The organism is Bordetella genomosp. 13, from assembly GCF_002119665.1.
Lineage (GTDB): Bacteria > Pseudomonadota > Gammaproteobacteria > Burkholderiales > Burkholderiaceae_B > Bordetella.
This window is the reverse complement of the sequence record NZ_CP021111.1, coordinates 4,526,497-4,550,109: the sequence shown is the minus strand read 5'-3', so window position 1 is coordinate 4,550,109 and position 23,613 is coordinate 4,526,497. Positions and strand designations below refer to the sequence as shown.

Genomic DNA, 23,613 nt, shown 5'->3' with positions numbered 1-23,613 from the left:
GCCAAGATGAGCGAGCTATACTTGCCGTCACTTTTTCGCCCCCCCGCGCCCGACGCCATGCTGAATAAAATCCTCGCCTCGCGCCCGGTGACCAAACTGCTGCGGTACACATACCGCTACAGCCACCCGCGTGCCATGCGACACAACCAGGCTGTATGGCCCATGGTGGCCGTGCGCCGGGACGAGAATGCCCGCCTGCTCGAATGCCGCATCCGCGGCACGCCATACTCTCCGCCGCTGATCGACCTCGACGACGTGCCTCGTCACACGGGCGAAAGCTGCCACCTCATACTCAGCGGCCCGTCCGTGGCCGAAATCGACTATTCGCAGCTGGACCTGGGCCATGTGATGGGGGTCAACGGTTCGATCGCGCTGCAGGCGCGCTTTCCCGACCTGAAGTTCCACTATTACGCGATGCTGGACACCGGCTTCATGAGCCGGCGCAGGCATCTGGTCGACCAGATCCTCAGCCAGGACCTGCTGCTGCTCATCACGCCGGAGGCGGTGAAGTGGATCGCGCAGCACGTGCCGGCGCGACGCATCGCCTGCCGGCTGGCGGTGTTCGAAGAGGTGCACCAGCGCACCCTGCTGCCGCGGCCGTCGCCCGAGCAGCTTATCGCCCAGCTGCGCGGCGATCCCGACCTGGTGCTGTTCGACGCCTATCGTCCCGTGCATGCGCATGGTTTCAGCCTGGACGTGCGTCGCGGACTGTTCGGCGCCGGCACCGTCGCGTACAGCGCGCTGCAGTTCCTGGTCTGGCTGGGCTTCGACCGCATCTATCTTCATGGCCTCGACATGAGGAACGCCGCCAGCAAGCCGCGCTTCTACGAAACCGAGAAAGACCGGCTCAGCACCGCGCTCGAACGCCAGTTCGCCAATCACATCGAGCCGGCGTTCCGGGATGCCAGCGTGCTGCTGCGCCAGCGCGGCGTGAAGGTATACAACCTGTCGCTGGACAGCGCGCTGGGGGACGACGTCTTCCCGAAGATCGATTGGCGCACGCTGGTGTCCTCGGGTGCGGCGGCAGCCGGAGCCGAATTTCCCGCTGCCGTCGCGGCCGAGGAAGCCGCGCGTTCATGAAGATCCTTTATACGAACTTTCATGGGGGCGATGGCGGAGGCCACACCACCTACGTGCTGACGCTGGCGCGCGCGCTCGCGGGCCGGCACGACGTGACCGTGGCCGCGCCGGCATCCAGCCGGCTGTATGCGCGCGCCAGCGAGAACCCCTCGCTGCGGGCGATACCGCTGCCGTTCTCGACGCGCGTGGGCAGGCTGTGGCGCGAGTGCCTGAGCCTGCGCCGTTTCCTGCGCCGCGAGCTGTTCGACATCGTGCACGTCAATGGCTCGGTGGATCATCGCCTGGTCATGCTCTCCATCATGGGCATGGGCGGCAAGCGGCCCAGCGTGGTCTACACCAAGCACAACGACCTGTGGGCCGGCAGCACGGGCAACCTGATGCGCGCGCGCTTCGCCACCGACCGCGTGGTGTGCGTATGCGAATACACGCGCCGCGCCCTGTCGGCCTCGCCCTATAGCGACTGCGGGCTGCGCGTGGTGCACAACGGCGTGGACACCGATTACTACAGCCCGTTCAATGCGGCGGACACGCAGGCCGCAAGGCGGCAATGGGTCCCGCAGGCCGGCGACGACGCGCTGCTGGTCGGCAGCAATGCCGGCACACCGGATTACAAGGGCTGGATCGACATGGTGAAGGCCGTGGCCGAGCTGCCCGAGACGCAGCGCCGCCGCGTGTATGTGCTGCTGGCGGGCCGCCCGCCCACCGAGGCGCAGCGCGCGCAGGTCGAGCATCTGGGCATGTCCGGCAATGTCGTGTTCGCCGGCCTGCTGCAGGATGTGCGGCCTTTCATCGCGGCATTGGATTTGGGCTTCGTCCTGTCGCACCAGGAGACCATCTCGTTCGCCTGTCGCGAGATGATGGCGATGGGCAAGCCCGTCATCGTCAGCCGCGTGGGCGGCCTGCCCGAGAACGTGACCCCGGGGCGCGACGGCTGGATCGTGCCGTCGCGCACGCCCAAGGCATCCACACAGATCCTGCAGGAGCTCCTGGACGACAGGTCGGTGCTCGCCCGGCTGGGCGCCGAGGCGCGGCAGCGCAGCCTGCGCGAATTCTCGCTGGACACGTTCGTGCAGGGCACCGAGGCCGTCTACCAGGAACTGATGGACGCGCATTCGGGGCGAGCCCTGACGCTGCCGCCGGGCTGACCGATCAGGTCCGCGCCGGCCTGTACCGGAACGAGGCCCGGACGATGCCGTGGTCATTGGTGCCGCTGAGCTTCTGCGTATCGAAATTCAGATGGTCGTTGTTGACCACCATGCCATCGAACATCCAGATGCGCTTGCGGCTGTGGTCGTAGAACTCCTGGCTCACCAGGATCTGGTCCAGTGATTCGCGCTGGTCCTGGAATACGTGCGTGTAGTACACGTCGCGCGTGTCCCGGTATTCCTGCAGCGTCTGTGCGGTGTACAGCGCCGTGTCGCCGCCGCCCACCGCATCGCCCACCAGATAACGCGGCTGACCGGTCAGGATGTTCGCGGTATTGCTGTGCTGGTCGTCGTTGATGTCGCCCAGCACCACCACGGGGACGTCCGTGCCCTTCATCTGCTCGGTCAGCAGATAGCGCAGCGCGGCGGCCTCGGCGGTGCGGCGGATGGTCGACAGCGCGCTGCCCAGGGCAGTGGCGTGCCGGGAGTAGCGTTCCTGGCTGCGCCTGTACCAGGCCTCCCGATAGACCTCGGTGGGGCGTTTCGATTTCAGGTGGCAAACGTAGCAATGCACGTCGGGACCGTCCTCGCGCGGGCGGGCCACGAAGTGCAGCACCGGCCGCGAGAAGCCCTGGATGTTGACGCCGATCTCGGGCGTCTGCGGATCGTCGCCCTTGGACTGCAGCACGAAGCCCTTGGGAAAGTCCTCGATCCAGTCGGGCTTGCCGACCACCAGGCCGCGCCGCAGGATCGCGGCGCAGACGATCTTGCCGCCGTCGGCATCTGCGGGCGCCAGCACGTCGTACTCATCGGCCAGGCCGGCGCGCTGCAATGCGTCATCGATCGCCTGCGCATGCCACAGCTCCTGGAAGCCCACCACGTCGGCCTGCATCAGTCCGATCTGGTGCGCCGTCCAGGCGATCTTCATGTCGTACTCGTCCTGGGTCCAGCCGGCCTGATCATTGTCATAGATCGGCAGGCCGGGCAGGTTCAGGTTGTACAGATTGAACGTGGCTATGGTGAATGTCGACAGGTTCATCGCTGGGCCTCCTGGATATGCCTGGATCGGAATCTAGGAGGGCGATATGACAGAAAGAATGCCTGAAACGCATCGTTGCCTTCTTGCTGCGGGCCAGGTGATGCCGTGGAACCATTGCGCCCCGGGGTGTTACCAAGCCGCGGTGGGCAACGCCCCGGGGCCAGCGTTGCGGGGCGCCGCGGGCCGGCGCCGCGCCAAACCAGGACAAGCACGATGAACATTTCAATCACAAGCGACGAGGTGCGGGCCTTCTTCGGCGACAAGCAGGATCTATATGAAAAACACGTCAAGATGACCCGCATCTTCATGCTGGATGAGCACGTGCAGGCCCAGGCCAATGGGCTGGCCCAGATCAACGATGCTTTCCGGTGGATCGAGAACGGAAACCGGGACGTGAAGGAACTCAAGGAGCGCTTCCAGGGCATATTCGAACTGGCCCGGATGGGACAGGCTGACGGTCAGCAATTCCAGGGAGCGTGCCAGCAGTTGGAAAAGCTGCTGGGGTATCTGCAGCCCGTGATGCAGAGTCTCGGCGCGATGGCCGGCACGGGGCAGGGAGTGGTCGACACGGCGGGCCCCGCCGCCGCCGACCAGTTCAGGCAGGCGCTGGCCGGTCTCGAGAAGGCCCTGGCAGGTTGCGACATCGGCGTGATCGCGCAGAACGCGTCGGGCGTGCTCGCAGGTCCGGCGCTGGCTGGCTTTACGAATGCGGCCGACAAGGTCCTGCATGCCATGTCGCCGATCACCCAGGCGGCCCAGCTGCAGCTGCAGGGCTCGATGGAGAAATTGCAGGCGGCGATGCAGGATTTCAGGTCGGAAGAACCCAGGATGCAGACGCTGCGGGAGCCCGCAAAGGCGATCCATCGTTGATCCGCGCCCGCCAGGGATAGCGCGGAATGAAGTCGGACTAGGGGTTTACGAGCAGATTGGCCATTGCGCGAATTTTCCTCAACCAAAAGGCAAACCCAATTCATGCTCTATGTCATATAAATCGGGGTTGCCTATTTTCCGCTTTCCATTCCGGAGTTCCCCATGTCCCTCCTGCTGCCCACCACGCTCGTCGGCTCGTACGCTCAACCCGATTGGCTGATCGACCGCAAGCGCCTAGGCGACCGTTTCCCGCCCCGCGTGCGTGCGCAGGAACTGTGGCGCGTGGCGCCCGAATGGCTGGAGCAGGCGCAGGATGACGCCACGCTGCTCGCCATCCGAGACCAGGAAGATGCGGGCCTGGACATCGTCACCGACGGCGAGGTGCGCCGCGAGAGCTATTCCAACCGCTTCGCCACCGCACTGGAAGGCGTGGACGTCGACAACCCCGGCACCGCGCTGGACCGCAGCGGCCACCCCAATCCGGTGCCGCGCGTGGTGGGCAAGATCCGCCGCAAGCACGCCGTGCAAGTGCGTGACGTGCAGTTCCTGCGCGCCCACACCGACCGCCAGATCAAGATCACCGTGCCGGGCCCGTTTACCATGGCCCAGCAGGCGCAGAACGACTTCTACGCATCCGAGGCAGAGATGGCCATGGACTACGCCGTGGCCGTCAATGAAGAGATCCGCGACCTGTTCGCGGCCGGCGCCGACGTCGTGCAGATCGACGAGCCCTACATGCAGGCGCGTCCCGAGAAGGCCCGCGAATACGGCGTGCCGGTGCTGAACCGCGCGCTCGAGGGCATCCAGGGCCGCACCGCGGTGCATATCTGCTTCGGCTACGCGGCCGTCATCCATGCGCGTCCGAACGGCTATTCGTTCCTGCCCGAACTGTGCGGCTGCTCGGCCCACCAGATCTCGATCGAGACGGCGCAGTCCAACCTGGATTGCTCGGTGCTCGAGAAGCTGCCCAACAAGGAGATCATGCTGGGCGTGCTGGACCTGTCCACCCACGAGGTCGAGACGCCTCAGGTGGTGGCCGAGCGCATCCGCCGCGCCTTCCCGTACGTGTCTCCCGAACGCATCATCGTCGCGCCCGACTGCGGGCTGAAGTACCTGCCGCGCGACGTGGCCTTCGGCAAGATGAAGGCCATGGTCGACGGCGCGAAGATCGTGCGCGCCGAACTGGCGCAGCGTAGCTGATTTTTTCCGCAGTTCCCTACAACTCTCTGCCGCAGCGCGGCCAGGTGTCGTCCGCATGATCCGCAAACTGATAGCGCTTTCCCTTGCCGTCTTCGCCCCGCTGGCCGCGGCGCAGGACTTCCCCAACCGTCCCGTCACCATCGTCGTGCCTGTGCCGCCGGGCGGCATCGTCGACCTGGCCGCGCGCCTGGCCAGCGAACCGCTGGGCACGGCCCTGGGCCAGCCCATCGTCATCGACAACCGCGGCGGCGCCAGCGGCAACATCGCGTATGGCATCGTGGCGGCGGCGCCGGCCGACGGCTACACGCTGCTGGCGTCGTACTCGATGTACCACGTCGGCAACCCGTCCATGTTCACCGGCCTGCGCTGGAGCGCCGAATCGTTCAAGCCGGTCGGCATGGTGGCCGTGTCGCCGCACGTGGTCACGGTGCATCCGTCGCTGCCGGTGAAAAACCTGAAAGAGCTGGTGGCCTACGCCAAGGCGCATCCGGGCGAGATCAACTACGCCTCGCAGGGCAGCGGCTCGGTGCCGCACGTGGGCACCGAGCTGCTCAAGCAGATGACGGGCACGGACATGACGCACGTGCCCTACAAGGGATCGGGCCCGGCCATCCAGGACGTGCTGTCCGGCCGCGTGCAGCTGTTCATCACCACGCCGCCCTCGGTCATCGGCCACATCCAGCTGGGCAAGCTGCGCGCCATCGCGGTCGCGGGCCGCGAACGCCACCCCATGATCCCCGACGTGCCGACCGCGGCGGAGCAGGGCTACCCAGGCTTCGAGCTGGACGCCTGGGTCGCGCTGTTCGCGCCGGCCAACACGCCCGACGCCGTCGTGCGCAAGATCAGCGCGGCCCTGGAATCCGGCCTGCAGAAACCCGAAGTCATCAAGACCGCCACCGAAGCCGGCGTACGCGTCAGCTACCAGAACCCCGACCAGCTCGGCGCCACCGTCAAGAAAGACACCGACTACTGGTCGAAGGTGATCAAGTCGGCCAATATCACGGTCAACTGATTCGTGCTTGGCAGCGCTTGCGGGTGCTGGGCAGATGCCGTGTCGTTGTTTTGTTGATTGCTGTGTTCTGTTCTTTTGATCGCTGTATGCATGTTCTTCTGACGCCGGCGCCGCACCTGCGAACGCTCGTACTCGCGCTGCCGCGCTCCGTGCGAGCGTTCTCCGGCGCGGCGCCGGCTCACAGGAACGTAATGCCGCGGTCTGAAAGGGCTCGTTCACATCGATCCTCAGTACTCGGGCACATCGATGTGTATCAGGCAGCGAGCGGTATGCTTGCGAGGGCATGCGCCTGTAATGTGCACATGCATATGCACATGCATATGCGCATCTACATCCGCATGCACATGCAAGGCCGCATGAACATGGGAATGAATAAGAACATGGACATGCACGGCAGACTTGCGATCGCCCGAATATAGATGTCTTGAGCCTGGGACATGGCGGAGGGTTCGCGCCCGCAGCGCGCGAGCGCGAGGACGAGAATCCGCAGTCATGGCCCAGGCGCTCAAGAACTCAAAATCCGAGCCATCACAAATCCACAGCCACGTCCAAAACGGGACGAGACGCACGACAAGGCCTACCGCAGCGCCTGGATCTCGCGAGCAATCGTCGCCAGCGGCACAGATCTCTCGACCGCGCCGCGCTTCAGCGCCTCTCTTGGCATCCCGTAGACGACGCAGCTGTCTTCGTCCTGCGCCAGCGTGCGGGCGCCTGCCGTCCGCATCTCCAGCAGGCCGGCGGCGCCATCGTCTCCCATGCCGGTCATGATGATGCCCAGCGCGTTGGCGCCCGCGTGGCGCGCGACCGAGCGGAAGAGGACGTCTACTGATGGGCGGTGGCGGTTCACCAGGGGGCCGTCCATCACGTCCACCATGTATTGGGCGCCGCTGCGCTGGAGCGTCATGTGGCGGCCGCCGGGAGCGATCAGGGCTCGGCCGGGCAGTACGCGGTCGCCGCTGCGGGCTTCGCGCACTTCGACGCGGCTGATGGTGTTCAGGCGCGCGGCGAAGGCGGCGGTGAATTTCTCGGGCATGTGCTGCACGATGACCATGCCCGGGCACACGCGCGGCAGGCTGCTCAGCACTTCTTCCAGGGCCTGCGTGCCGCCCGTCGACGTGCCGATGGCCACCACGCGTTCGGTCGTCTGCAGCGGCGCGTGCGCGTCGGTCGGGGGCAGCACCGCGTCGGCGCTGTAGCGCGGAATGGGTGCGGGCGCGGAGGCGGCCGCGGCCACGCGGCGCACCTTGGCGCGCGCCGCGCCGCGTACCGTGGCGACCAGTTCGGCGGCGGATTCGGCCAGGAACTGGCGCAGGCCCAGGCGAGGCTTCTCGACAACCGCCACCGCGCCCGCGGCCAGCGCGTCCAGGGTCACGCGCGCGCCTTTTTCGGTCAGGGTCGAGCAGATGACCACCGGCGTCGGCCGCTGCTGCATCAGCAGGCGCAGGAAGGTCAGGCCGTCCATGCGGGGCATTTCGATGTCGAGCACGATGACGTCGGGCCAGGCCTGCTGCATGCGTGCCATGGCCAGCACGGGGTCGGCCACGGCATGCAGGACTTCCATGCCGGGGGCCTCGCCGAGTACGCCGGCCAGCACCTGCCGGACCACCGCCGAGTCATCGACGATCATGACTTTTATGGGTTGCATGCGGATAGGGTTATCGGGGCGGCCGCGGCCGGCGTGTGCCGCACCCGGACTTCGCCCGTGTTCAGGTTGAACTGCACCTGCCGATGGCCCTGGCCGAACAGGTGTTCGCCGCAAGGCGCGAGGCCGTGTCGCAGCAGTAGTTCGCGCGCGGCCTCGCCGTTGCGGCGGCCTATGTCCATCACGTGCATGCCGTTGGGAAACATGTCGCCGCCGCCCACCAGGCGGGCCTGGCAGTCGCGGATGCGCGTGCGATGGCGGGCCAGGTCCCGCAGCATCAGCTGCATGGCCTCGTCGCCGTAGCGGCCGTCCAGCGGCGTGTCGGGCTCGCGATGCCGCGTGCCCAGCAGGAAGTGCGACATGGCGCCGACCCGCAGGGCGGGCTGCCAGAGGATGATGGACACGCAGGAGCCCAGCAGCGTGTACAGCGTCGCGTTGCCGCGGCCGACGTAGTGTTCGCCCGGACGCAGCGTGATGCGGTCCGCGGCCGGCTGGGGCGGCGTGAAGGTGGGCAGGGCGGCCATTGCGGCGTGGATCGGATCAGAGTTTGCGGTAGACCGACGGGGCCGCCTGCTGCACCGGCAGCGACAGGCCATGCAGGCTTTCGGAATGGCCTATGTACAGCCACCCTCCCGGGTTCAGGCGCGTCAGCACGCGTTCCACCACCTGGCGCTTGGTCTCGCCGTTGAAGTAGATGAGCACGTTGCGCAGGAAGGCGAAATCGAACATGCCGATGTCGGGCAGGGCGGCATTCAGATTGGCGTGCATGAAGCGCACGTGCTCGCGGACGGCGCGGTCGACCAGCAGCGTGCCGGCCTGCGCGCCCTTGCCCTTCAGGCAATAGCGCTTCAGGTACTCGGGCGGGATCTGGCGCGTGCGCTGCTCGGGATAATGGCCGGTGCGGGCGCGTTGCAGCATGCGGGTGCTGATGTCCGTGCCCAGCACCTCGAACGGCCGGCCCTGCAGCACGTCGCACAACACCATGGCGATGGAATACGCCTCTTCGCCGCTCGAGCTGGCCGCGCTCCAGACGCGCACCGGACGCGGCGAGCGCCGCTCGCCGTCCTGCGCCGGGGCGACCGTGCGCGCCAGCATGTCGAAATGGCGCGGCTCGCGAAAGAAGTAGGTCTCGTTGGTGGTCAGCAGGTCGATGGCGGTCTGCACCTCGCCGGCATGGCTGCCGCTTTGCAGCAGCGCGAAGTACGCGCCGAAGCTCTGCGCGCCGCAGGCCTGCAGGCGCTTGGACAGGCGGCCGCTGACCAGCGCCTTCTTGGCCGGCGACAGGCTGATGCCCGCCGTCTCGAAGATGAAGCGCTGGAAGTGGCCGAATTCCTGGTCGCTGATGACATGCATGGTGAAATCCCGATGTGTGCGTCAGCCCGCGTCCGGCCCCGGGGGCGTGCGCAGCAGGGCGATGCGTTCGGCATGCTGGCGCAGCCAGAGCGGAATGTCCGCGCCGGCCATGGGCTTGCCGACGAAATATCCCTGGCCGACCTGGCAGCCCAGCTGCTGCAGCAGGCGCCACTCCTCCAGGGTCTCGATGCCTTCGGCCGTCGACACCACGTCCAGCTGCCTGGCCATGTCGATGGCCGACTTCAGGATCACGCGCAGGCTCTTGCGCTCGTTCGAGTGACGCACGAAGGCCCGGTCTATCTTCAGTTCGGTGAACGGAATCCGTGTCAGCTGCTGCATGGACGAGAAGCCGGTGCCGTAGTCGTCGATGGACAGGCCAAAGCCGCGCAGCCGCAGGCGCGCCAGCAGGCCGCGCGCTTCGCTGTGCGTGTCCACCACCGAGCTCTCGGTGATTTCGAAGCAGACCTGTTCCGGCTTGGCCTCGAAACGCTGTACCAGCGCCACGAGGTCGCGCGTCAGCCCCGGCCAGTCGAGCAGCCGCGGCGACAGGTTGACCGCGATGCCCAGCCGCAGGCCGCGGCTGTTCCAGGCGGCCAACTGGCGCAGGGACAGCTCGAGTACGCGGAACGTGAGAGGCTGGATCAGGCCGCACTGCTCGGCCGGCGGAATGAACTGGGCGGGCGTGATCGGCCCGAGTTCGGGATGGTTCCAGCGCGCCAGCGCCTCCATCCCTCGCACCAGGCCGGTGTGCATGTCCGCCTTGGGCTGGTACTCCACGAAGATCTGTTCGCGCAGCAGCGCGGCTTCCAGCATGCCGGGCGACATCATCGTTGCTTCCGGCCTGGCCACGCGGCCCACGCTGCCCGGCAGCGCGGCACGCCGGGACAGGGCATCGGCCAGGGCGTCCAGCGTCAGCGGCTTCTCCAGTCCCGCCAGCACCGTCAGGCCCAGGTCGCTGCCGATGGCCTGCACGGAATCGATCAGGGCGCTTTCGCGGCCCGATGCGATGATGATGTCGGTCTCGGTGTTGCGGATGCGCAGCGCCTCGATCAGCTCGATGCCGTCCATCTGGGGCATCTCGATGTCCACGATCAGCAGCGCGGGCGTCGTCGGCAGGCTGGCCAGCAGGTCCAGCGCCTGCGCGCCGTTGGCCGCCTCGTACACGACCCGCGCGCCCAGCATGCGGCACAGCGCCGCCGCATGGCGGCGCTGGAAGGTGCTGTCGTCGACGACCAGCACCGACTCCAGGGGGCGCGGCGAGTCCTTGGAGGGCATCGTGGCGGACTATGAGGCCTGCGCGGCGTCCGCGGCCATGGCGGCCTCGCCGTGGTCGCGCAACCGCTCGTGGAACTGCTCCAGCACGCTGATCGAGAGCGCCCGGTCGACCGACAGCAGGATCACGAAACGGCCGCGCACCTTGCCCACGCCGGACAGGAAGTCGGAACGCACGCCCGCGCCGAAGGCGGGCGGCGGCTCGATGTCCGCGGGCGGGATCTCGAGGACTTCGTTGACGGCGTCCACGATCACGCCCAGCACCTGGCGGCCCGCCTCGGCATCGTCGATCTCCACGATCACGATGCACGTGCGCTTGGTGATCGGCGAGGGCGCGCGGCCGAAGCGCACCTGCAGGTCCATCACCGGCACCACGGCGCCGCGCAGGTTGATGACGCCGCGCACCGAGGGAGGCATCAGCGGAACGACCGTCAGCCCCTCGTACTCGATGATCTCCTTGATCGACAGGATGCCGATGGCGTAGATTTCGCCACCCAGCATGAAGGTCAGGTACTGCGCGGCTTCGGCGTCCGCTGCTGAGATGGGGCCGGCTGCCTGGCCGGCCTGGGTAGCGGCATGCATGGCGTCTCCCTCAATAGCGGCCGAACTGCGATTCGTCCGGCATGTCCATGCTCGCCAGCGCCAGGCGTCCCGCGGGCTCGCCGGCCGGCAGCTCGGGCGCGCGGCGCGCGGAGGCCTTGGGCTTGGCGGCGGCGCGCGCCGGCGCGTGGCCGCTGTTGGCCAGCTTGAAGTACGACATGGCCTGCTGCAGCTGTTCGGCCTGCGAGCTCATCTCTTCGGCGGTGGCGGCCAGTTCTTCCGAGCTGGAGGCATTCTGCTGCGTGGTCTGGCTGAGCTGGCCCACGGCCGCGTTGATCTGGCCCACGCCCGAGGATTGCTCCTCGGAGGCGGCGGTGATCTCCTGCACCAGGTCGGAGGTCTTGCGGATGTTGGGCACCATCTGCTGAAGCAGGTGGCCGGCGCGCTCGGCCAGGTCCACGCTGGAGCTCGCCACGTCGCTGATCTCCTGCGCCGCCACCTGGCTGCGCTCGGCCAGCTTGCGGACTTCGGCGGCTACCACCGCGAAGCCCTTGCCGTGCTCGCCCGCGCGGGCGGCCTCGATGGCGGCATTCAGGGCCAGCAGGTTGGTCTGGTAGGCGATGTCGTCGATGATGCTGATCTTCTGCGCGATCTGCTTCATGGCCGCCACGGTGGCGGTGACTGCCTCGCCGCCTTCGGCCGCCTCGCCGGCGGCTTTCGTGGCCATGCTGTCCGTCACCTTGGCATTCTCGGTGTTCTGGGCGATGGAGGCGGTCATCTGCTCGATCGAGGCGCTGGTCTCTTCGACGCCAGCGGCCTGCTCGCTGGAGGCCTGGCTGAGCGACTGGGCGGTGGCGCTGACTTCCTCGGCCGCGCTGGCCAGCGACTCGGCGCTGGCATTGACCTCGGTCACCACCTGCGACAGCTTGCCCGTCATGTTCTTCAGGGCCGCCATCATGCTGGTGGTGTCGCCCTTGCGGGTCGCGACCTGCACGCCCAGATCGCCGCCGGCGATCTGCTGCAGCACCGTGGCGGCATACGAGGGCTCGCCGCCCAGCACCCTGATCAGGCCGCGCGTGATCAGCAGCGCCACGATGGCGGCCATCGCCACGGCGGCGGCGGACAGCGTCATCACCAGCGTGCGCGTCTCGGCGTAGACGACGTCGCCGCGGGTGTTGGCCTCGTCCATCAGGCGGGCCTGATAGATCGCCAGATCCCGGAACGCCGCTTCCAGCGCGCGGTTCGCCGGCTGCAGCTCCGCCTTGCGGAAAGCCTCTGCCTGGAGCTTGTCGGTCTGCAGCAGCGTGTGGAACGTCGGCGTCTTGCTGTTCAGGGTGGCGCGGCGTTCGGCCAGGGCCTTGATCAGTTGCCGCCCTTCGTCGGTATTGGTGGTGCGCTCCAGTTCGGCCAGGCTCTTGTCTCTCGCGGCTTCATTGGCGGTCAGCCGCTTGGTCCGGGCCTCGACGTCGGCGGGGTCGTCTGCCGCGATCAGGCCCAGGTATTGCTGTCCGTCGTCGATCGAGGCCTGCAGACCCTGGTTCGCCAGCACGATCTTGGGATAGCGGTCCTGCGTGACGTCCGTGAGGGCGTCGTTGACGTCGTTGAGCCGCACCAGGCTGAGGGCGGCGATGCCCAGCAGCAGCATGATGACGATGCCGAATCCCAGCGACAGCCGGGTGGCGACTTTCATATTCCCGAACATGTAAAGCTCCTTGCCTGTATGACGTGCCTGTTGGGTGTTGAGACAGCCGCTGCGGCGGGGCGGCCGTTCACGCGCTGAGCCGGGAATGCTCGGCCGCGGGGGTTCTTGCCTGTTCCATGAGAGCGGGCACATCGAGGATCAGGGCGACTTCGCCGCTGCCCAGAATGCTGGAGCCGCTGATGCCGCGCACCTGGGCAAAGATGCGCGACAGGGGCTTGATGACGGCCTGGGTCTCGCCCAGCAGCGTGTCGACCACCAGGCCGATGCGCTGCGTGCCGTGCCGCACGACGACGATGTTCTGGCGCGCGGCGGGCTGGCCCGGCAGCCCGAACATGTCGCGCAGGCGGATGAAGGGCAGCACGCGGTCGCGCAGGTCCGTGTAGTCGCGGCCGGGCACGTCCTCGAAGGCCACGCATTCGTCCACCATGTCCAGCGGCAGCACGAAGCGCGACGCGCCCACCGTCACCTGGAACCCGTCGATGATGGCGAGCGTCAGCGGCAGGCGGACGATGACGGTGGTGCCCTGGCCGGGACGGCTGGCGATGTCGACGCTGCCGCGCAGCGCCTCGATGTTGCGCCGGACCACGTCCATGCCGACGCCGCGGCCCGACAGGTCCGTGACCTGCTCGGCGGTGGAGAAGCCGGGTTCGAAGATCAGCTTGAAGACCTCGCCGTCGGACAGATCCCGTCCCGCCTCGACCAGGCCGCGATCGATCGCCTTGGCCAGGATGCGGTCGCGGTCCAGCCCGCCGCCGTCGTCGCCGACCTCGATGACGATGTGTCCCGAGTCGTGGCGCGCGTCCAGCGTGATGGTGCCTTGCGCGGGCTTGCCGTGGGCGGCCCGCACGGCCGCCGTCTCGATGCCGTGGTCCATGGCGTTGCGCACCAGGTGGGTGAGCGGATCGCTGATGCGCTCGACCACGGTCTTGTCCAGCTCGGTGTCCTCGCCGCGCACCACCAGCGCGATGTCCTTGCCCAGCGAGCGCGACACGTCGTGCACCACGCGGCGAAAGCGGTTGAAGGTGGCGCCGATCTTCACCATGCGCAGTTGCAGCGCGCTGTCGCGGACGGACTCCACCAACTGCGCGACCTGCGCGCTGCATTCCTGCAGCTCGACGTTGCCCAGTCGGCGCGCCGCCAGGTTGGCGCCCGCGGATGCCGTGATCAGTTCGCCCACCAGATTGATCAGGCGGTCGAGCTTGTCGGCGTCGACCCGGATCGTGGCGGCCTGGTCGGCGGGACGGGCCTCCGGGGGCCTGTCCGCTGCTGCGCCCGCGGGCGCGGCGGCCGCCTGGAGCGAAGGCGCAGCCGCGGGCTGCGCGCCGGCTGCGCAGGCGAGGGCACTGACCGGGTCGCCGCCCGGCGTGCAGGCGTCGTCGGCCAGCAGCGCCGCGCGCTGCGCGAGGGTCAGCGTGCCGCAACGCACCAGCATGTCGGCGATGAGGCCGGGCTGCGATCCGCGTTCGGCGCACAGTTCGGCGTACGTCTGCGGGTCGCTGCCGGGCGCCAGGATGCGCACCGAGCAGTCATCCACGATGAATTCGAACGTGCTCTCGATGGTGCCGCGGTCCGCCTCGGTTTCCAGGCCGATCTCGAATCCCAGGTAGCACGCCTCGGGGTCCATCGCATCCAGCACGGGCAGGGCCTGCGTGTCGCAGCCCACGCCGGCGATGCGGCCGATGCGCTGCAGATAACGCAGGAACGACAACGGGTCCATGCCGTTGCGCAGTACGCCTTCGTCCAGTCGCAGCGAGATGTGCCAGTGCCCTGCGCCTTCGGCGGACGCCGTGGCGGGCGATCCGACCGACACGGCCTCGCCGCCGGCCGCGGGCAAGCCAAGGCGCGCCGACAGCTGGCGGCCCAGGTCTTCGGCTTGCGGCGCCGGCGCGAGCGCCGACGGATCGGGCATGCGCGCGGCCGTCTCGACCATCTCGCCGATGCAGTCCCGGCACGAAAGCAGCAGGCCGACGAGTTCGGCATCCAGCGTCTGCCGACCCTCGCGCACCTGGTCGAGCAGGCTTTCCACGACGTGCGTGAACTCGACGATGGCCCCGATGCCGAACAGACCGGCCGAGCCTTTGATGGTGTGCGCCGCGCGGAAGATCGCGTTGATCTCGTCGGCGGGGTCGACGGCATCGGGCACGTTCAGCAGCGCCTCTTCCATTTCGGTGAGCAGTTCGCGGCTCTCGCTGATGAAGGTCTGCAGTGCCTGGTCCAGATTCATGACGGTCTCGGAGGGAATAGAGGGGCGACTCAATCGACCTGGGCCGGGTGGGACAGATAGCCGTCCAGGCCCAGCAGCGTCATGGCCTCTGCCACCGCCATGCTCTGCCGCACCAGCCGCACGTCCATGCCGCGGGCGCGCGCGTAACGCACGGTGCCCAGCAGCAGCTGCACCCCGGCCGTATCGATTTCGCTGACGCCGGACAGGTCGATGTCCAGGGCCTGGGGTTCGGACTGCCCGGCCAGACCGGTCACCGTCTGCATCAACTGCAGTCGGGTGTCCTGCGCGCAATAGATGTTGAGTTCGCCGGCCAGGCGTAGCGTGTTGGAGCGGATCATCGGAATTCCTGATGCAGACATATCGGAACAGGGCACGGCTAGTCCGCGCTCACGGCGGCATCAGGCGTTCGACCGCGCCCAACAGCTGGGCGGGTTGGAAGGGCTTGACCATCCAGGCCTTCGCGCCCGCCAGCTGCCCCTCGCGCTTCTTCTCTTCCTGGCTTTCGGTGGTCAGCATCAGCACCGGCGTGAAGCGATACGCGGGCAACTGCTTGACCGTCTTCAGGAAGGTGATGCCGTCCATGTTGGGCATGTTCACGTCGCTGATGATCAGGTGCACCTTCTTGCCGTCCAGGTGCTTGAGCGCATCCTGCCCGTCGCGGCCTTCGATCACGTCGTAGCCGGCGCCGCGCAGCGCGATGCCTACGACCTGGCGTACGGAGGCGGAATCGTCGACGATGAGTATGGTCTTGGGCATGGCTTCCTCAGAAAAAGGTGATGTCCGCGGCGGCCTGCGACTGCGCAGGCGCCTGTTGCCGGTGCACGGCACGTTCGTCGGCCATGGCGTAGCTCTGCTCCAGTTCGCCGAGCAGCGCGTCCGCCTTGATGGGCTGCAGTTCGCCCGATTCCTCGCAGGTGGCCCCGTACTCGCGGATCACGTCGGGCAGCCGTTCGATGTTGGCCCGGACGTGGCTCATGATCTGGCTCACCCGGTCCTGGAACTGCAGCTGCACCAGGGCGTCGTTGACCTCGCCCTTGATGCCGTGGCTTTCCTGTCGCATCAGTTCGGTGGTGTCGGAGAGGCTTTGCGCGAAGTCGTTGAAGCCGCTCAGCACTTCCTGGATGGCGCTTTCCGACGCCGCGACGGCCTGCCGTTCGTTGTGGGTGGATTCCTCGGCTGCGGCGCAGGTGGCCATGATGGCCGAGCCGATCATGCCGATCTTCTCGGCGATGCGGCTGCCGGTCTCTTCGGATTGTCGCGACAGGGCGCGCACCTCCTGCGCCACGGTCGCGAAGCCGCGGCCCAGATTGCCGGCATGCGCGGCCTCGATGGTGGCGTTGACGGCCAGCAGGTTGGTCTGCTGCGTGATCTGCGCGATGGCGCGCACCATCTGCTGCAGTTCGTCCACGAACCCTTGCAGGCCCCGCACCTTGTCGAGCATGTCGGCCTTGGCCTGCATGCCTTCATGCAGCAGCGCCACCACGCCGTCGAGCTGCTGGCGGCTGCGCGCGGAAATGGCCGCGGCGCTGTCGCTGCCGCCGCCCTGGCCGACGGACAGATGCAGCGTCTGGTCCAGCCGGCTGGCGATCTCGCCGAAACGCATGCTGAGCGCCTCGATGGCGTCTTCCATCTGCCGGCGCGAGGTTTCGATCTGGCCGGACCACACGGGCGCGAGGTCCGCGCTGAAAGCTTCCAGGCACCCTAAATGCTGGACCATTTCACTGCTTCGTCGCCGATGACGCCGCCGCGAACAGACGCCGCCGAGCACGCCGGCCGTGACCAATAGCGCGCCGGTCGCGAGACCCGCGGGGCTCCATGTGGAGAACGCCGCGCAGGCGGCGCCGCCCGCGATGCCCAGCAGGGGAGGCACGAGCCGGTCTAGGCTGGCACACGTGAATCGCATGAACAAAGTCTCTGTCGGAGGGTGGGTCACATATCGTTAATGTGCTGACGTTTGGTAACTACTACGGCGCGTGCGGGGGAATTGATATGGTTCGAGCGGCCATATTCCGGCACCGAGCCGGCCAAACTATCGGTTTTATCAATTGAACGGCAACAATCGGTCAGAGAATGCCGGCACAGACCGGAGGGCTCAATGGGCAGCAAGATCGGACATGCCGTCCGTGGACGTGGATACCCCCTGGGCGGGGGCCCGGACACGGCGGCTCCCGCCGACGTCGTACCGGTCACGCTGCGTCAGGTCCTGTCCGAGGTGGCGCGCCAAGGTGGCGCCCCCGAGGCGTTGTGCGAAGGTGTGGGTTTCATGCCGGCCGACCTGGAGTCGGAAGACTTCATGGTGTCCGAGCCGCAGTGCGCGCAGATCATCCGGCGCGCGCTGCGCATGCTGCAACGTCCCACGCTCGGGTTGGAGCTGGGCGTACGCGTGAACCTGGTGTCATGGGGACCCATCGGACTGGGATTCATGGCCAGCGGCACATCGCGCGAACTACTCGACCTGGCGGTGTCGTTCCAGCGCGCGGCCGGCCGCGTACCGGTGCTGCGCGCCGAGGAGATGAAGCACAGCTACTGCCTGGTGGCGCGGGCGCATCGCCATGGCCGCGAAGTCGCCACCTTCCTGATCGACGAGACCTTCGCCGCGATGGGACAGATCTGCAGGCAGGTCGTCGGCAATCATTTCAATCCGCGCCAGATTGACCTGGTCACGGATCGTCCGTCCTACGGCGCCGTGTACGAAGAGGTGTTCCGCTGCTCCGTGCGTTTCGGCCAGGCCGAGAACCGCATGTACTTTCCACTGGAGCCTTATGCGGTGCGCACCGCGGATGCGCGGGTGCTGCGCCAGGTGGTGAAGTGGCTAGCGCCCGCCGGCGAGCAATGGCAGGGACCCAGCACCGTGCTCGAGACCACGGTGCTGCAGACGATACGCCGCGACCTGGCGAATCCGCCGCGCCTGGGCGAGGTGGCGTCGCTATTGCACACCAGCGAGCGCACGCTGCGGCGGCGCCTGGCCGATGCCGGGCACAGTTATGCGGCGCTGGTGGACCAGGAGCGCAAGGCGCGCGCGCTGCAGCTGATCGAGCATTCATCGCGCGCCATGCGCGACATCGCACGCGAATGCGGATTCACCGACGTGCGCACGCTGCAGCGGGCCATCAAGCGCTGGACCGGCCTGTCGCCCACGGCGCTGCGCCGCGCGCGCCAGGAGGCCTGCGCCGAAGTGCGAGCCAGCAGCGCCAGCACCCGGTGCCGCGTCAGCCGGGCCGCCGCATCCGGAAAAGCGCCTCGGTCGAGATCGTGAAGTAGTCGGCGGGGCCGCCGCCGCGCAGGATGGGACGGCCGGCCGCGGTGTCATAGATGCCGTCCTTCAGCAGATGCTTGCGGATGTGCACGCCCACGACCTCGCCCAGCACCAGCCAGGTGTCGATCAGTTGGCCATCCCTGCCTTGCAGCCGGATCAGCTGCGTCAGGCGGCACTCGAAAGAGACCGGGCTTTCGGCCACGTGCGGCGCCGACACGACGCGCGAGGCACGTGGCGTGACGCCGGCCAGTTCGAACTCGTCGACCTCGGGCGGCACGGCCGCGCTGCTGGCGTTCATGGCCTGGGCCAGCTCCTCGGTGGCGAGGTTCCAGCAGAACTCACCCGTTTCTTCGGCATTGCGCACGCTGTCCTTGTATCCCGTGCCCGCAAAACCGATGATGGGCGGCGTGTAGTTGAATGCGTTGAAGAAGCTGTACGGGGCCAGGTTGAGGGCGCCGTCGCGGTCCCGCGACGAGATCCAGCCGATAGGCCGGGGCGCGACGATGGCGTTCAAGGGGTTGTGGGGCAGGCCGTGCCCTTGCGTGGGCTCGTAGAAATAGACGTCGTCGGACATGGCGGCTGTAGGGCGCGAGTGGGAACAAGCCGGCATTGTGCGCCAATTCTCGCGCCTCGCAGCGCCTAGGGTCTGTCAACAGGCCCTAGTCGATCTGGCCGGGCGGTTTCGATTTCGAGGTGTCGAGGAAATCGTCCTCGCCGGCCGGCACGCCGGGATCGCCTGGCTCGGTCAGCGCGCGGCCGTCGCGCGGCATGCCGGCGACCTGGTCCGGCACCTTGGGCGTGGGCATGATGTGGGTGCCTTGCCGCGAAGGCATGTCGGCGTGTTCGCCGCCGGGCACATGGGAAGGGACGGGATCTTTGGTTTCGCGTTTCATGGCGGGACTCCTTCGGCAGCGGAGCCTGTGCGGCGATCGCGCAGGCGCCGGGTCTGTCTATGTCATCGTAGGAGCCTCGCGCCCGGCATGCCGTCTCCAAGCGTGTCCTTTGCAAACGGCTGTTGCACGGCGCGCACCTATAATCGGCACGGCGCCGCGACAGCGGCGGCGTTCGTCATTCCCTTACGGCCCTTTCCTTGACCGACTCCATCGACCGCTCCGTTGCCGCAGAACTGGTTGCCGTGCTGGTGGCGGTAACTGCCGGCGAACCGCGCGTGCTCACCATCGAGTCGGGCTGCGCGCTGCCCGCCGGCCCTTTCGAGGTCGCGCATCGGTCGCTGCAGTCGGGGCTGCGCGAATGGGTCGAGGCGCAGACCCATCATCCCATTGGCTACATGGAACAGCTCTATACCTTCGCCGACCGCGACCGGTCCGACGAAGGCGGGGCACGCGTGATCTCGGTGTGCTATCTGGGGCTGACGCGCGAGTCCGGCGCACCGGGCGTGGCGCCGGACAGCTGGCAGCCGTGGTATCGCTATTTCCCGTGGGAAGACATGCGTGGCGGTGCGCCGGCCATCATCGAATCGTTGATCGTGCCCAGGCTTCAGGCGTGGGCCGGGCAGGGCGCCGACGCCGCGCAGCGCGATGCCCGTCGCCAGCGCGTGGCCATGACCTTCGGCCGGGACGGCGCCGTGTGGAACGAGGACATGGTGCTGCAGCGCTACGAGCTGATGTTCGAGGCCGGGCTGGTGCCCGAGGCCGATCGCCATGGCCATGGCGGCGCACGCGCGGCGCGTGTGCCGGGCCAGGCCATGCGGCACGACCATCGCCGCATTCTTGCCACCGGCATCGCGCGCCTGCGCGCCAAGATCAAGTACCGTCCCGTGGTCTTCGAGCTGATGCCGCCCGAGTTCACCTTGTTGCAACTTCAGCTGGCCGTCGAGGCGCTGGCCGGCCGCGGCCTGCACAAGCAGAATTTCCGCAGGCTGATCGAGCAGCAGGAACTGGTGGAAGAGACCGGGGCCATGGCCGCGGGCGCGGCCGGCCGTCCGGCCAAGCTGTTCCGCTTTCGCCGCGACGTGCTGCTGGAGCGCGCGATATCGGGCAGCAAGCTGCCGCTGGCGCGGCAGGCCTGAGATCGACTGCATCCGTCAGGGCCGCAGGCCAGATTTTGCTCGTTTTCCCTATCTGCGCGCGTCCCTTGTTCGATGGCGTCTACACGCCGCCCGCCACTGCGCAATGACGTGCTGCCTAGCTCCGCATGCTGCGGTGCAGCTTGACAACGCTTTATGCTCAGAAATAGCATAACTCAACGTCGCCGACGCGGGCCAGGGGCCTGGCCATCTTCATCTACGCGTGCAGCGCTTTTTATTTGACCCTTAAATACTCGAAATGAGCATAACTAACCCTGCCGCATCCTTCTCCCATGGCCCCGTCGCGCCGCTGCCTGCCATCATGCTCGAACCTTTGGTGCGGGCCGCGCTGCTCGAAGACCTGGGCCGCGCCGGCGACATCACCACCGCCGCCATCGTGCCGGCCGATGCGGTTGCCGAAGTGAGGCTGCGCGCCAGGCAGGAGGGCGTGCTGGCGGGGTTGGACCTGGCCCGGCTGGCCTTCCAGGCCATGGACCCGGAGGTGCGGTTCGAGACCCGGCTGGCCGATGGCGCACGGCTGGAGGCGGGCAGCGAGATCGCCATCATCCGCGGCGCCGCGCGAGGCCTGCTGACCGCGGAACGTACGGCATTGAACTTCCTGTGCCACCTCAGCGGCGTGGCCTCCGCCACCGCCTCCATTGTGCAGGCGATCCAGGGCACGCGGTGCCGGATCACCTGCACCCGCAAGACCATGCCCGGCCTGCGCGCCGTGCAGAAGTACGCGGTGCGCGTGGGCGGCGGCAGCAATCACCGCCACGGCCTGGATGACGCGGTGCTCATCAAGGACAACCACATCGCCATCGCCGGCGGCATCGTGCCCGCCGTGGAACGGGCGCGTGCCGCCATCGGCCACCTGGTCAAGATCGAACTCGAGGTGGACACACTGCGGCAATTGGAAGAGGCCCTGGCGCTGGGCGTGGACGTGGTCCTCCTGGACAACATGGATCACGACACGCTGCGCGCGGCCGTGCGCATGGTGGACGGACGCGCCATCACCGAGGCGTCGGGGCGCATCACGCCAGAGACGGCGCCGCGGGTGGCCGCCACCGGTGTGGACCTGATGGCCATCGGCTGGCTGACCCACAGCGCGCGTGTGCTCGACATCGGGCTGGACGCGTAAGCGGCGCCGCGCTCGACGGTATCGCGACATGGCGAGCGGACGCCTGGAAGGATCTCATCCATGATCAATGCGAATGCACGCGCCTGGCGACTGGGCGGCGTGGCGGCAGTACTGACGGCGCTGGCCTGCGCCTACGCGGCGCCCCAGCCGCACAACGCGCCGCGGCCCTATCCCGATCGGCCCATCACCATCATCGTGACCTTTCCGCCCGGCGGCGGCACGGATCTGCTGGCGCGCAAGCTCGGGCAGCGCCTGCATCGCGAACTGGGCCAGCCTGTCGTGGTGGAGAACCGGCCCGGCGCCAGCGGCAACATCGGCGCGCGCGCCGTGGCCCGGGCCGCCCCGGACGGCTACACCCTGCTGATGGTGAATAGTTCTTTCGCCATCAACCCGGCCGTGTATGGCGACCTCGATTTCTCGCCCCGCCACGATTTCACGGCGGTGGCCAACGTGGCATACGTGCCTTCTGTGCTGGCCGTGCCCGCCGCCTCGCCCCTCGGCGCGCTGGCCGATGTGCTGCGGCAGGCCACCGTCGAGGCCGGCCCCTTGCCGTATGCCTCATGCGGCAACGGCACGCCTCAGCACCTGGCGGGCGAGATGCTGAGCGACGCGACCGGTGCGCGCCTGCAGCACGTGCCGTATCGCGGATGCGGACCAGCACTGACCGATATGTTGTCGGCGCAGGTGCCCATGGGCATCGTCACGGCGTCCAGCGCCCTGCCGCACATCCGCGCGGGAACGCTGCGCGCCCTGGCGGTCACCTCGCCCGACCGCTCGCCGTTGCTGCCGGAGGTGCCCACAGTGGCCGAGCAGGGCGTGCCGGGCTATCGACTCGACCAGTGGCATGGCCTGCTGGCGCCCGCCGGCACGCCGCCCGCGGTGACGCGACGCCTGCATGCCGCCGTGGCGGCCATCGTGGCGCAGCCCGGCATGCGCGACGAGCTGCTGGAACTGGGCTACAGCCCCGCGCAGGAAACGGCCGCGGAATTCCAGGCCTTGATCGAGGCAGACCTCGAGCGCTTTGGCGCGTTGGCGCAACGAATGGGCCTGCGTGTGGATTGACGGCGGATGCAGGCCTGCGGCAGGGGGGGCGGGGGATCGAACCGCCGGACCGCCGCCCGCCTGGCGATGGGCGAGGTCCGTGGTTGCGAGGCGTGTGGACGTCAGGGCACGGCCTGCTGCGCCTGCGCGGCCTGCGACTCCAGCTGTTCCTTCAGGCCGGCCGGCAGCTTCAGCTGCCGCGCCAGTTCGTCCAGATAGGCGCGCTCCATGTAGCTTTCCTCGTCCACCACCATCAGGCTGGCCAGGTACATCTCGGCGGCCATCTCCGGCGTGCGAGCCGCGCGCGCCACCATGGCGGGGTCCAGCGGACGGGCCAGTTCGGCTTCCAGCCACGCGCGGTCGGAAGCGTCGCCGGACAGCTTGACCAGGCCGTCTTCCAGCAGGCGGCGCTCTTCGTCGCCGATGTGGCCGTCGGCCTTGGCCGCGCCGATCATGGCCACCATCACGGCGTTGCTGTGCTGCTCGACCTGCTCGGGCAGCAGGCGGTCGAGCGTCTGCGGCTCGGACAGGGCCGGCGGCTGGCCGGTGATGGCGCCGGGAGCCTGCTGGCGCTGCCAATCGCCGTAGGCGCGATAGGCCAGGGCGCCCAGCGCCGCCAGCCCGCCGTACATGGCAATCTTGCCGCCCATCTTGCGGGCTTTCTTGTTGCTCAGCAGCAGCCCCAGCGCGCCGCCGCCCAGGGCGCCGCCACCCAGGCCGCCCAGGGCGCCGCCACCCAGGCCGCCCAGGGCGCCGCCACCCAGGCCGCCCAGGGCGCCGCCACCCAGGCCGCCCAGGGCGCCGCCACCCAGGCCGCCCAGGAAGCTGCCTGCTCCGCCGCCGCCTTGCGAGGCGCCCTGCAGACGCGATGAGGCATCCTTGACCAGACCCTGGCCGGACTGCAGCAGGTGATCGAGTAATTGACGGGCACTCAAGACAGACCTCCGGAAAAATAGGGGGAATCTGTTGGGACCGGCCCGTGCCGGGTTAGTTCAGCAATTCGTCAGTTTCAATCGGCAAGAAGTGATAAAACCGGCATTGAGCTGGGCTCACGTTACGTCACCTTCAAT

Annotated in this window: 23 protein-coding genes; 9 read left to right on the top strand and 14 right to left on the bottom strand. The window is 68.0% G+C overall.

Annotated features, from left to right (window positions below; all coding sequences use genetic code 11):
* Positions 1–57: 57 nt before the first annotated feature.
* On the top strand, positions 58–1,080 hold the full coding sequence (locus CAL15_RS20520) for a hypothetical protein (RefSeq protein WP_086080178.1): 1,023 nt from the start codon (positions 58–60) through the stop codon (positions 1,078–1,080).
* A complete protein-coding gene (locus CAL15_RS20515; protein ID WP_086080177.1) occupies positions 1,077–2,225 on the top strand; it encodes a glycosyltransferase in 1,149 nt (382 codons plus the stop codon). The genes CAL15_RS20520 and CAL15_RS20515 overlap by 4 nt, the downstream gene beginning before the upstream one ends.
* Positions 2,226–2,229: 4 nt before the next feature.
* Here the strand turns inward: CAL15_RS20515 and CAL15_RS20510 are convergent, their stop codons facing one another.
* On the bottom strand, positions 2,230–3,264 hold the full coding sequence (locus CAL15_RS20510) for an endonuclease/exonuclease/phosphatase family protein (protein WP_086080176.1): 1,035 nt from the start codon (positions 3,262–3,264) through the stop codon (positions 2,230–2,232).
* Positions 3,265–3,369: 105 nt separating this feature from the next.
* Here CAL15_RS20510 and CAL15_RS20505 point away from each other — a divergent pair, with 105 nt between their 5' ends.
* The 3 genes from CAL15_RS20505 to CAL15_RS20495 all read left to right on the top strand — a co-directional run bounded on the left by CAL15_RS20505 (position 3,370) and on the right by CAL15_RS20495 (position 6,346).
* Complete coding sequence (locus tag CAL15_RS20505) at positions 3,370–4,134, top strand: hypothetical protein (RefSeq protein ID WP_157666700.1); 765 nt, start codon at positions 3,370–3,372, stop codon at positions 4,132–4,134.
* A 162-nt stretch (positions 4,135–4,296) separates the two neighbouring features.
* The gene (locus CAL15_RS20500) at positions 4,297–5,334 is read left to right on the top strand and encodes a uroporphyrinogen decarboxylase family protein (RefSeq protein WP_086080174.1); all 1,038 of its coding nucleotides are present in this window, start codon (positions 4,297–4,299) and stop codon (positions 5,332–5,334) included.
* A gap of 55 nt (positions 5,335–5,389) precedes the next feature.
* A complete protein-coding gene (locus CAL15_RS20495; RefSeq protein WP_086080173.1) occupies positions 5,390–6,346 on the top strand; it encodes a Bug family tripartite tricarboxylate transporter substrate binding protein in 957 nt (318 codons plus the stop codon).
* Between the two features lie 577 nt (positions 6,347–6,923).
* Here the strand turns inward: CAL15_RS20495 and CAL15_RS20490 are convergent.
* From CAL15_RS20490 to CAL15_RS20445, 10 genes are all read right to left on the bottom strand, one after another.
* Complete coding sequence (locus CAL15_RS20490) at positions 6,924–7,991, bottom strand: protein-glutamate methylesterase/protein-glutamine glutaminase (protein ID WP_086080172.1); 1,068 nt, start codon at positions 7,989–7,991, stop codon at positions 6,924–6,926.
* Positions 7,979–8,512: a chemotaxis protein CheD gene (locus CAL15_RS20485; protein ID WP_086080171.1), complete on the bottom strand. Its 534-nt coding sequence runs from the start codon at positions 8,510–8,512 to the stop codon at positions 7,979–7,981. The genes CAL15_RS20490 and CAL15_RS20485 overlap by 13 nt, the downstream gene beginning before the upstream one ends.
* Before the next feature lie 16 nt (positions 8,513–8,528).
* Entirely contained in the window at positions 8,529–9,341 is an 813-nt protein-coding gene (locus CAL15_RS20480) for a CheR family methyltransferase (RefSeq protein ID WP_086080170.1), read from the bottom strand.
* A gap of 21 nt (positions 9,342–9,362) precedes the next feature.
* Positions 9,363–10,616 carry an EAL domain-containing response regulator gene (locus tag CAL15_RS20475; RefSeq protein ID WP_086080169.1) on the bottom strand — a complete coding sequence of 418 codons (1,254 nt, stop codon included), beginning with the start codon at positions 10,614–10,616 and terminating at the stop codon, positions 9,363–9,365.
* A 9-nt stretch (positions 10,617–10,625) separates the two neighbouring features.
* The gene (locus CAL15_RS20470) at positions 10,626–11,195 is read right to left on the bottom strand and encodes a chemotaxis protein CheW (RefSeq protein WP_086080168.1); all 570 of its coding nucleotides are present in this window, start codon (positions 11,193–11,195) and stop codon (positions 10,626–10,628) included.
* 10 nt (positions 11,196–11,205) lie between these two features.
* Entirely contained in the window at positions 11,206–12,855 is a 1,650-nt protein-coding gene (locus CAL15_RS20465; protein ID WP_198299095.1) for a methyl-accepting chemotaxis protein, read from the bottom strand.
* 67 nt (positions 12,856–12,922) lie between these two features.
* A complete protein-coding gene (locus CAL15_RS20460; protein ID WP_086080167.1) occupies positions 12,923–15,079 on the bottom strand; it encodes a chemotaxis protein CheA in 2,157 nt (718 codons plus the stop codon).
* A gap of 29 nt (positions 15,080–15,108) precedes the next feature.
* Positions 15,109–15,417: an STAS domain-containing protein gene (locus CAL15_RS20455; RefSeq protein WP_157666699.1), complete on the bottom strand. Its 309-nt coding sequence runs from the start codon at positions 15,415–15,417 to the stop codon at positions 15,109–15,111.
* A gap of 49 nt (positions 15,418–15,466) precedes the next feature.
* On the bottom strand, positions 15,467–15,835 hold the full coding sequence (locus tag CAL15_RS20450) for a response regulator (protein ID WP_086080165.1): 369 nt from the start codon (positions 15,833–15,835) through the stop codon (positions 15,467–15,469).
* A 7-nt stretch (positions 15,836–15,842) separates the two neighbouring features.
* Entirely contained in the window at positions 15,843–16,796 is a 954-nt protein-coding gene (locus tag CAL15_RS20445; protein ID WP_232468045.1) for a methyl-accepting chemotaxis protein, read from the bottom strand.
* A 378-nt stretch (positions 16,797–17,174) separates the two neighbouring features.
* Here CAL15_RS20445 and CAL15_RS20440 point away from each other — a divergent pair, with 378 nt between their 5' ends.
* Positions 17,175–18,335, top strand: coding sequence for an AraC family transcriptional regulator (locus CAL15_RS20440; protein WP_086080163.1), 1,161 nt, complete (start codon positions 17,175–17,177; stop codon positions 18,333–18,335).
* On the opposite strand, the gene CAL15_RS20435 is transcribed toward CAL15_RS20440, so the two are convergent.
* Both CAL15_RS20435 and CAL15_RS20430 read right to left on the bottom strand, forming a co-directional pair.
* A complete protein-coding gene (locus CAL15_RS20435; protein ID WP_086080162.1) occupies positions 18,289–18,909 on the bottom strand; it encodes a flavin reductase family protein in 621 nt (206 codons plus the stop codon). The two genes, CAL15_RS20440 and CAL15_RS20435, sit on opposite strands and share 47 nt — an antisense overlap.
* A gap of 85 nt (positions 18,910–18,994) precedes the next feature.
* Positions 18,995–19,228 carry a hypothetical protein gene (locus CAL15_RS20430; RefSeq protein WP_086080161.1) on the bottom strand — a complete coding sequence of 78 codons (234 nt, stop codon included), beginning with the start codon at positions 19,226–19,228 and terminating at the stop codon, positions 18,995–18,997.
* A gap of 197 nt (positions 19,229–19,425) precedes the next feature.
* Between CAL15_RS20430 and CAL15_RS20425 the strand changes: the two genes are divergently transcribed.
* The 3 genes from CAL15_RS20425 to CAL15_RS20415 all read left to right on the top strand — a co-directional run bounded on the left by CAL15_RS20425 (position 19,426) and on the right by CAL15_RS20415 (position 22,564).
* Positions 19,426–20,364 (top strand): NUDIX hydrolase, encoded by a 939-nt coding sequence (locus CAL15_RS20425; protein ID WP_086080160.1) that lies wholly within the window; start codon positions 19,426–19,428, stop codon positions 20,362–20,364.
* A 256-nt stretch (positions 20,365–20,620) separates the two neighbouring features.
* On the top strand, positions 20,621–21,502 hold the full coding sequence (gene nadC, locus CAL15_RS20420) for a carboxylating nicotinate-nucleotide diphosphorylase (protein ID WP_086080159.1): 882 nt from the start codon (positions 20,621–20,623) through the stop codon (positions 21,500–21,502).
* A gap of 60 nt (positions 21,503–21,562) precedes the next feature.
* Positions 21,563–22,564 carry a tripartite tricarboxylate transporter substrate binding protein gene (locus CAL15_RS20415; RefSeq protein ID WP_086080158.1) on the top strand — a complete coding sequence of 334 codons (1,002 nt, stop codon included), beginning with the start codon at positions 21,563–21,565 and terminating at the stop codon, positions 22,562–22,564.
* 101 nt (positions 22,565–22,665) lie between these two features.
* Here the strand turns inward: CAL15_RS20415 and CAL15_RS20410 are convergent, their stop codons facing one another.
* Positions 22,666–23,478, bottom strand: coding sequence for a tellurite resistance TerB family protein (locus CAL15_RS20410; RefSeq protein ID WP_420042515.1), 813 nt, complete (start codon positions 23,476–23,478; stop codon positions 22,666–22,668).
* Between the last annotated feature and the right edge of the window lie 135 nt (positions 23,479–23,613).

Excerpts from the sequence above, each read along its gene's own strand:
- CAL15_RS20520 (WP_086080178.1), top strand. The coding sequence starts at position 58 with ATGCTGAATAAAATCCTCGCCTCGCGCCCGGTGACCAAACTGCTGCGG.
- CAL15_RS20515 (WP_086080177.1), top strand. The coding sequence starts at position 1,077 with ATGAAGATCCTTTATACGAACTTTCATGGGGGCGATGGCGGAGGCCAC.
- CAL15_RS20510 (WP_086080176.1), bottom strand. The coding sequence starts at position 3,264 with ATGAACCTGTCGACATTCACCATAGCCACGTTCAATCTGTACAACCTG.
- CAL15_RS20500 (WP_086080174.1), top strand. The coding sequence starts at position 4,297 with ATGTCCCTCCTGCTGCCCACCACGCTCGTCGGCTCGTACGCTCAACCC.
- CAL15_RS20495 (WP_086080173.1), top strand. The coding sequence starts at position 5,390 with ATGATCCGCAAACTGATAGCGCTTTCCCTTGCCGTCTTCGCCCCGCTG.
- CAL15_RS20490 (WP_086080172.1), bottom strand. The coding sequence starts at position 7,991 with ATGCAACCCATAAAAGTCATGATCGTCGATGACTCGGCGGTGGTCCGG.
- CAL15_RS20485 (WP_086080171.1), bottom strand. The coding sequence starts at position 8,512 with ATGGCCGCCCTGCCCACCTTCACGCCGCCCCAGCCGGCCGCGGACCGC.
- CAL15_RS20480 (WP_086080170.1), bottom strand. The coding sequence starts at position 9,341 with ATGCATGTCATCAGCGACCAGGAATTCGGCCACTTCCAGCGCTTCATC.
- CAL15_RS20475 (WP_086080169.1), bottom strand. The coding sequence starts at position 10,616 with ATGCCCTCCAAGGACTCGCCGCGCCCCCTGGAGTCGGTGCTGGTCGTC.
- CAL15_RS20470 (WP_086080168.1), bottom strand. The coding sequence starts at position 11,195 with ATGCATGCCGCTACCCAGGCCGGCCAGGCAGCCGGCCCCATCTCAGCA.
- CAL15_RS20465 (WP_198299095.1), bottom strand. The coding sequence starts at position 12,855 with ATGTTCGGGAATATGAAAGTCGCCACCCGGCTGTCGCTGGGATTCGGC.
- CAL15_RS20460 (WP_086080167.1), bottom strand. The coding sequence starts at position 15,079 with ATGAATCTGGACCAGGCACTGCAGACCTTCATCAGCGAGAGCCGCGAA.
- CAL15_RS20455 (WP_157666699.1), bottom strand. The coding sequence starts at position 15,417 with ATGATCCGCTCCAACACGCTACGCCTGGCCGGCGAACTCAACATCTAT.
- CAL15_RS20450 (WP_086080165.1), bottom strand. The coding sequence starts at position 15,835 with ATGCCCAAGACCATACTCATCGTCGACGATTCCGCCTCCGTACGCCAG.
- CAL15_RS20445 (WP_232468045.1), bottom strand. The coding sequence starts at position 16,796 with ATGGTCCAGCATTTAGGGTGCCTGGAAGCTTTCAGCGCGGACCTCGCG.
- CAL15_RS20440 (WP_086080163.1), top strand. The coding sequence starts at position 17,175 with ATGGGCAGCAAGATCGGACATGCCGTCCGTGGACGTGGATACCCCCTG.
- CAL15_RS20435 (WP_086080162.1), bottom strand. The coding sequence starts at position 18,909 with ATGTCCGACGACGTCTATTTCTACGAGCCCACGCAAGGGCACGGCCTG.
- CAL15_RS20430 (WP_086080161.1), bottom strand. The coding sequence starts at position 19,228 with ATGAAACGCGAAACCAAAGATCCCGTCCCTTCCCATGTGCCCGGCGGC.
- nadC (WP_086080159.1), top strand. The coding sequence starts at position 20,621 with ATGAGCATAACTAACCCTGCCGCATCCTTCTCCCATGGCCCCGTCGCG.
- CAL15_RS20415 (WP_086080158.1), top strand. The coding sequence starts at position 21,563 with ATGATCAATGCGAATGCACGCGCCTGGCGACTGGGCGGCGTGGCGGCA.